The organism is Marinobacterium jannaschii DSM 6295 (assembly GCF_000620085.1).
Classification (GTDB): domain Bacteria; phylum Pseudomonadota; class Gammaproteobacteria; order Pseudomonadales; family Balneatricaceae; genus Pontibacterium; species Pontibacterium jannaschii.
Map to the genome: position 1 here is coordinate 64,575 of NZ_KK211066.1, position 7,338 is coordinate 71,912.

The window sequence follows — 7,338 nt, forward strand, 5'->3', positions numbered from 1 at the left end:
ACGACAGTGGGACCAGATAACCCCCGACACAAAAAAGGCCTCTTTCGAGACCTTTCTTGCGATCAACGGATAGAATCTGTTCAGGTAGTGAACCTCATTGTACCCGGGCCAGGTGCTGGACAAACGCCTGAGGCTCAGCCACTCCAATATAGGTCATATCGGTGCGGATATTACCCTGAGAGTCATAGAAAATCAGCGCAGGGGGACCGATAATCCCATACTCCTTATAGAGCGCCTTGGCTCCCTCATCATTGGCAGTAACATCAACCTTAATCAGGCGGAAACTCTGCAATGCCTGCATTACGTTTTCATCCGCAAAAGTAACCACCTCAAGCTCGATGCAGGACACACACCAGTCAGCATAGAAGTCGAGCATTACCGGCTCACCGGCAGCTTTGGCCTGGGCCAGTAACGGCTGCAGCTCCTGGGGGGACCTGACCACATCAAACGGCAGTTTTTTCTGTTGCTGCTGAACCACTCCGCCTGCCAGGCCCTGCAATGGATGAAGCATACTACGGTTTCCGGCCATCGCTCCGATCAGCAGCGCCACGCCGTATACCATCACGATAACCCCGCCCCCTTTCCAAAAACGGCTCCAGCCGCCAGCGGTTTCAGGCAGACGATCCAGCGCCTTCATATAAACCGCAGCGGTAATCAGCACTGCAGCGGTCAGCACCATGGTCACTTCGGTGGCAACGATACGATCGAGCATCCAGATCGCCATCAACAGAAGCATCACGCCAAAGGCAGCTTTGACAGCACTCATCCAGGCACCGGCTTTAGGCAGCAGCTTACCGGCTGACACCCCGATAAGGAGTAGCGGTACACCCATACCGATACTCAGTGAAAACAGCGCCAGCCCACCCATCAGGGGATCGCCGCTCTGACCGATATAGATCAGTGCCCCGGCCAGCGGTGCAGCCATGCAGGGACCGACGATCAAGGCAGAGAGCAACCCCATCACAGCAACGCCGGACAGGGTGCCGCCCTGCTGGCTGTTGCTCATCTGACTGAGCCGCGCCTGCCAGCTGGATGGGAGTTGCAGCTCATAGAAGCCGAACATGGACATGGCGAGTAAAACAAACAGCAGGCTGAAAGAGCCTATAATCCAGCCGTTCTGAAACATCGCCTGCAGGTTTTCACCGAACAGCCCCGCAATCACGCCCGCTACGGTATAGGTTACTGATACGGCCAACACATAGACCGCAGACAGCGTAAGACTGCGCATCGTCGTTATCTTATCTCCCTGCCCTGCAATGATACTGGAGAGAATCGGTATCATCGGGAAAACACAAGGAGTCAGTGACAGCGCAAGTCCGGCCAGGAAGAAAGCACCAATCGTCAGCAGCAACCCTCCCTCCCCCAGCATCCGGGCAAAGCGATCCTGCTCAGTTTCAGTTATCCGGGAAGCTGCTGTAGCGAGATTGTTGGCCTGTAGGGTTTGCTCAGGTTCGGAGGTCAAGCGATCAGGCACCATGGAAAGAGGTATCGTTTTACTCACCGGCGGATAGCAGATACCGCCCTCCCAGCATCCCTGATAGCTAATCGTCGCGACCGAATCGGCAGCCTGCTCACCAGAGCGCTTAAGACGGAAGCTGGCTTCAGCCTGATTGTGGTACACCCAGACCCTGCCGAATAACGGATCGTCCTTCTCCTCAGCCTCAAGAAAATCGATATCAGCAACTTCCAGTGGCGCTGGCACCTCAACCTTAATCCGGTCACGATATAAGTAGTAACCCTCCTTAATTTCCCAGCTCAGTTTAAGTCGCTCGTTCTCCTGCGCTGCCTGCATGACAAATGCCTGCTCGACATCGACCGGACCGTCATCGGAAGCAAACGGGTTGGCGCTATCAAACAATCCGGCCTGAACCGGCAGGGCAATGAGCAACCACTGGATTAAGACCGCAACTAAAACGGGAAAGGTCCACTGCTGTTTCACAAACTATCCTTACTTAAACGGGTACGAGAGATTGACCACAGAACCCTGTCAGAGTTCGGCATATCGGCAGAATTCAGTGAATGGCGGCCGTTGCGCCCAACCGGCGGCTATTCATCGCCGATTGTAACACTGGCCGATACTTTAGGCTGAAACATCTCCCCTCGATAACACCCCCCATACGATATCTGACCCGCATCTTAATCCATAATGCAATCAATACATTGCAGCACTTATAACCCTGCGTTGAATGTGGTACAAACAGAGGCGTCACAGACAAAGATGCGACCGTATGCTTTAGGATAATAAGATGACCGATACCCGTGTAGATGATCTGAATATTGACTCCCACTCCCTGCTGGTAACACCAGAGGCACTTAAAGAGCAGCTGCCGATCTCAGAATCAGCCGCCGCTTCTGTTATGCAGGGACGTAATGTCATTCGTAACATTCTGGATCGCAAAGACCCGCGACTGTTTGTCGTGGTAGGCCCATGCTCAATTCACGACACAGAGGCAGCCATTGAATATGGCAAGCGCCTTAAAGAGCTGTCCGCCAAAGTAGAAGACACCCTGTATCTGGTTATGCGCGTCTATTTTGAAAAGCCACGTACCACCGTTGGCTGGAAGGGCCTGATTAACGACCCTCGCATGGATGATAGCTTCCAGATTGAAGAAGGCCTGCAAACAGCACGCAAGCTGCTGCTTGACCTGGCCGAAGAAGGACTACCACTGGCCACAGAGGCGCTTGACCCGATTTCACCGCAGTATCTGCAGGACCTGATCTCCTGGTCTGCGATAGGCGCACGTACAACCGAATCCCAGACTCACCGCGAAATGTCTTCCGGTCTGTCCTGTGCCGTAGGCTTTAAGAACGGTACTGACGGCGGCCTGGACGTGGCAACGAACGCCCTTAAGTCTGTTAGCCATCCACATAACTTCCTGGGTATCAATCCGGATGGCCAGGTATCCGTAGTACGTACCAAGGGTAATCAGTACGGCCACGTAGTGCTGCGTGGTGGCGGCGGCAAACCAAACTACGACTCTGTTAGCGTAGCACTGTGCGAGAAGGCGCTGGATAAAGCCGGGCTTGCCAGCAACATCATGGTCGACTGCTCCCACGCCAACTCCAATAAGGACCCGGCCCTACAGCCACTGGTGGCTGATAATGTCGCTAACCAGATCATTGAAGGCAACAAGTCCATTGTCGGCCTGATGATCGAGAGCAACATCAACTGGGGCAGTCAGTCTATCCCGGCCGACCTGAAAGACCTGGAGTACGGCGTATCGGTTACCGATGCCTGCATTGACTGGGCAGCTACAGAGAAGTGCCTGCTGGAGATGGATGCCAAACTGAAAGACGCACTGGGCAAGCGCTGATACCGCTTCCAGAGCCCCAACAGAAAAGGACGAGTCGAACTCGTCCTTTTTTATTGCCTGAACCCTGTCCCCGCCCGCCACAACACGACTGCAACAGGCAGAAAAAAACCGGGCAGGGCCCGGTTTTCGATAAGATCGCAAGACTGTAAATCAGTCTTCGGGAGCAACCTTTGGCTGCTCGGCATTCTCATAGATCATCAAAGGCTCGTTTTCACCTTTAATAACCCCTTCATCAATCACCAGCTTGGATACACCCTCCATTGAAGGCAGGTCATACATAGTATCCAGCAGTGTTGCTTCAAGGATAGAACGCAAGCCACGCGCACCAGTGCGTCGTTCCAGTGCCTGAGTCGCTACGGCACGCAGCGCCTCTTCGCGGAAGTCCACTTCGACACCTTCCATATCAAACAGCGCATGATACTGCTTGGTCAGGCTGTTCTTAGGTTCTGTAAGGATCTGGATCAGTGCATCCTCATCCAGCTCACTCAGTGTCGCAACCATTGGCAGACGACCGACAAATTCAGGAATCAAGCCAAACTTAACCAGGTCTTCCGCTTCGACCTCGTGCAGGGATTCCGACACTGACTTGACTTCATCCTTGCTCTTAACAACAGCACTGAAACCAATCGAGCTCTTTTCGGAACGATCACGGATAATCTGCTCCAGGCCTGCGAAGGCACCGCCACAGATAAACAGGATGTTTGAGGTATCAACCTGCAGGAACTCCTGTTGCGGATGCTTACGGCCACCCTGAGGCGGAACCGAGGCTACAGTCCCCTCGATCAGCTTCAGCAACGCCTGCTGAACACCTTCACCGGATACATCACGGGTGATAGACGGGTTATCAGACTTACGTGAGATCTTGTCGATCTCATCGATATAGACGATACCCAGCTGCGCTTTCTCGACATCATAATCACACTTCTGCAGCAGCTTCTGGATGATGTTCTCAACATCCTCACCCACATAACCCGCTTCAGTCAGTGTTGTCGCATCAGCGATCGTGAACGGCACATTCAACGTCCGTGCCAGTGTCTGTGCCAGCAGAGTCTTACCACTACCGGTTGGGCCAATCAGCAGGATATTACTCTTACCCAGCTCTACTCCGCCTTCACCACCCTGAAAGCGCAAGCGCTTGTAGTGGTTATACACGGCTACGGACAAAACACGCTTAGCCCGCTCCTGACCAATAACATACTCATCCAGGTGTGCTTTGATTTCAGCTGGAATAGGCAGACGATCGCCCTCTTCCTGCGGCTCAACTTCCTGGACTTCTTCCCGAATAATGTCGTTGCACAAGTCGACACATTCGTCACAGATAAACACTGAAGGACCGGCGATCAGCTTGCGTACTTCATCCTGACTCTTGCCACAAAATGAACAGTACAACAGCTTACCGTTTTCTCCGTCTTTACCTTTGATCTCGTCGGACATTCGACTACCTCAACTGTGCTCTTCTCGATTAAAGGATTGATGGTGCCATTGAGACCCGATTTCAACCCCTTAACCATAATAATGGCTTACTCTTCGCTGATGCGCTTATCCAGCACCGCATCGACAAGGCCATAGTCACGTGCTGCGTATGGATCCATGAAGTTATCACGATCAGTGTCACGCGAGATAGTCTCGAGATCCTGCTCGGTATGGTGAGCCAGCAACTTGTTCAGTTTTTCGCGAATAGAGAGGATCTCTTTGGTGTGGATCTCAATATCCGTTGCCTGGCCCTGATAGCCACCCAGAGGCTGATGGATCATTACGCGGGAGTTCGGCAGCGCATAACGCTTACCTTTAGCGCCACCGGCGAGCAGGAACGCTCCCATAGAAGCAGCCTGGCCCAGCACCATAGTACTGACATCAGGTTTGATGAACTGCATCGTATCGTAAATGGACATACCTGCAGTTACAGATCCACCCGGTGAATTGATATACAGGTGGATATCCTTGTCCGGATTTTCGGCTTCGAGGAACAGCAGCTGTGCGACAACAAGATTCGCCATATGATCCTCCACTGGTCCTACCAGAAAGATCACACGCTCTTTCAGCAAACGAGAATAAATATCGTACGCTCGTTCACCACGCGCAGTCTGCTCCACCACCATTGGCACAAGACTGCTGATAATATCGGAATGGCTTTTATCAAAGCTCATGCTTATCTCCTTAGCCCGAAAGCGAAAAAAAACGACAGCCAGCATACGCCGACTGCCGTTTTCAATACGAGAGTCTTAAAACAGATTACAGGGTGGGCTTATTCAGCCGCTTCTTCCTGTGCTTCTGTTTCCGGCTGAGCCGGCTTCATAGCGTCTTCGTAGCTGACTTCTACTTCGTTGACTTTAGCAGATGCCAGCAGGTGATCAACCACCTGATCTTCCAGCACCAGGCTGCGAACCTGATTCAGCATCTCCTGGTTGTTTTTGTACCAGTCGATAACCTGCTGCGGCTCCTGGTAAGTTTCAGCCATCTCTTCGATAGTGCTGTTAACACGATCTTCGTCAGCAGTCAGTTCTGCAGACTTGATAACTTCCTGAACCAGCAGGCCAACAGTTACGCGGCGCTTAGCCTGATCTTCAAACATCTCTTTAGGCAGCATGTTCGGATCCAGCTGTGAGTTCTCACCACCGAACTGCTGTACTGCCTGACGACGCAGGTTGTCGATCTCACCGTCGATCAGTGCCGCAGGCACGTCGATAGCATTCACTTCGATCAGCTGAGAGAAAACTTTATCTTTCAGCTTCATTTTCAGTGCCTGAGTCAGCTCACGCTGCATGTTCTTGCCAACTTCTTCTTTGAAGCCTTCAAGATCATCTTTCTCGATACCGAAACCAGCGAAGAACTCAGCGTTCAGCTCTGGCAGTTCCTGCGCAGCAACGGACTTAACAACGACTTTGAAGACAGCGTCTTTACCTTTCAGGTTTTCCGCCTGATAGTCTTCAGGGAAAGTCACGTTCAGTTCTTTCTCGTCACCGGCAGCAGCGCCAACCAGGCCGTCTTCGAAACCAGGGATAAAGGTGTTGGAACCCAGAACCAATTCCATGCCTTCGCCTTTACCGCCATCAAACGCTTCGCCATCGATGAAGCCTTCGAAATCGATCGTTACCTGATCACCTTCAGCCGCTGCGCGTTCAACCGCAGCGAAAGAAGCCTGCTGCTTACGCAGGGTATCGACCATGGTGTCCAGATCGGCGTCTTTGACTTCAGCAGTCTGTTTTTCGATCTCAACACCGGAGAAATCAGCCAGTTCAATCGTCGGGTAAACTTCGAAAGTAGCGACGTACTGGAACTCTTCGCCTTCTTTATCGTTTTTAAAGTCGATATTAGGCATGCCTGCAGGGTTCAGTTCCTCCTGCTGAGCTGCTTCGTAGAAGGTTTCCTGGATAACCTGACCGATCACCTCTTCACGGATACCTTTACCGTAACGCTTCTTGATAACCTGCACCGGCACTTTGCCCGGGCGGAAACCGTCGATACGAGCGGTACGTGCAGTCTGCTGCACGCGTTTGTTAACATCCTGGTCGATACGCTCAGCCGGAACTGTAACCGTTACCTGGCGCTCGAGGCCGGAAGTCGTTTCAACGGAAACTTGCATGGAAATCCTCACAGATACTTTTTCACAATGATCGGCAGGTGGATGTTTCTCCCGCCTGGCAAACCTTGACCCAGCTTAGCATACATCTAACAGGGCAAATCCAAAGCGCGAAATTCTCAATGAACTTAGGCAATTAGTCAAGGAAACATCCGGAAACGATCATAATTAATCGAAAACAAAAAATGCCGGTGGCACGGACAGTTAGCACAGAAATAGGCCACACAGTCTCAGCTGTACATCCAACCGCCAAAACTTAAAAGAGATACCAACCGAAACAACGTCAATAGGGCAAACCAGGCGCCAGCAGCAATACAACGCAGCGTTAGAAACAATTTGCCAGAAGGAAAGTAAAACAGGGAATGGGGTGGACAATGGGGCTCGAACCCACGACCGCCGGAATCACAATCCGGAGCTCTACCAACTGAGCTATGCCCACCATAA

The 7,338-nt window shown here is 52.1% G+C and carries 5 protein-coding genes and 1 tRNA gene; 1 reads left to right on the forward strand and 5 read right to left on the reverse strand.

Annotated features, from left to right (window positions below):
• Nucleotides 1-94: 94 nt before the first annotated feature.
• Entirely contained in the window at nt 95-1,939 is a 1,845-nt protein-coding gene (gene dsbD / locus Q354_RS0119505; protein WP_027859071.1) for a protein-disulfide reductase DsbD, read from the reverse strand.
• Between the two features lie 307 nt (nt 1,940-2,246).
• On the opposite strand from dsbD, the gene Q354_RS0119510 reads away from it, so the two are divergent.
• Nucleotides 2,247-3,314, forward strand: a complete 1,068-nt coding sequence (locus Q354_RS0119510; protein WP_027859072.1) for a 3-deoxy-7-phosphoheptulonate synthase — start codon at nt 2,247-2,249, stop codon at nt 3,312-3,314.
• Between the two features lie 150 nt (nt 3,315-3,464).
• Here Q354_RS0119510 and clpX read toward each other — a convergent pair whose 3' ends face one another.
• The 4 genes from clpX to Q354_RS0119530 form a co-directional block, all read right to left on the reverse strand.
• Nucleotides 3,465-4,748 carry an ATP-dependent protease ATP-binding subunit ClpX gene (clpX, locus tag Q354_RS0119515; protein ID WP_027859073.1) on the reverse strand — a complete coding sequence of 428 codons (1,284 nt, stop codon included), beginning with the start codon at nt 4,746-4,748 and terminating at the stop codon, nt 3,465-3,467.
• 86 nt (nt 4,749-4,834) lie between these two features.
• A complete protein-coding gene (gene clpP, locus Q354_RS0119520; protein WP_051560392.1) occupies nt 4,835-5,461 on the reverse strand; it encodes an ATP-dependent Clp endopeptidase proteolytic subunit ClpP in 627 nt (208 codons plus the stop codon).
• 98 nt (nt 5,462-5,559) lie between these two features.
• The gene (tig, locus tag Q354_RS0119525) at nt 5,560-6,897 is read right to left on the reverse strand and encodes a trigger factor (protein WP_027859075.1); all 1,338 of its coding nucleotides are present in this window, start codon (nt 6,895-6,897) and stop codon (nt 5,560-5,562) included.
• A gap of 360 nt (nt 6,898-7,257) precedes the next feature.
• Nucleotides 7,258-7,333 (reverse strand) — tRNA-His (locus tag Q354_RS0119530).
• Nucleotides 7,334-7,338: the final 5 nt, after the last annotated feature.

Coding starts and splice junctions, on each gene's coding strand:
- Q354_RS0119510 (WP_027859072.1), top strand. CDS start 2,247: ATGACCGATACCCGTGTAGATGATCTGAATATTGACTCCCACTCCCTG.
- clpX (WP_027859073.1), bottom strand. CDS start 4,748: ATGTCCGACGAGATCAAAGGTAAAGACGGAGAAAACGGTAAGCTGTTG.
- clpP (WP_051560392.1), bottom strand. CDS start 5,461: ATGAGCTTTGATAAAAGCCATTCCGATATTATCAGCAGTCTTGTGCCA.
- tig (WP_027859075.1), bottom strand. CDS start 6,897: ATGCAAGTTTCCGTTGAAACGACTTCCGGCCTCGAGCGCCAGGTAACG.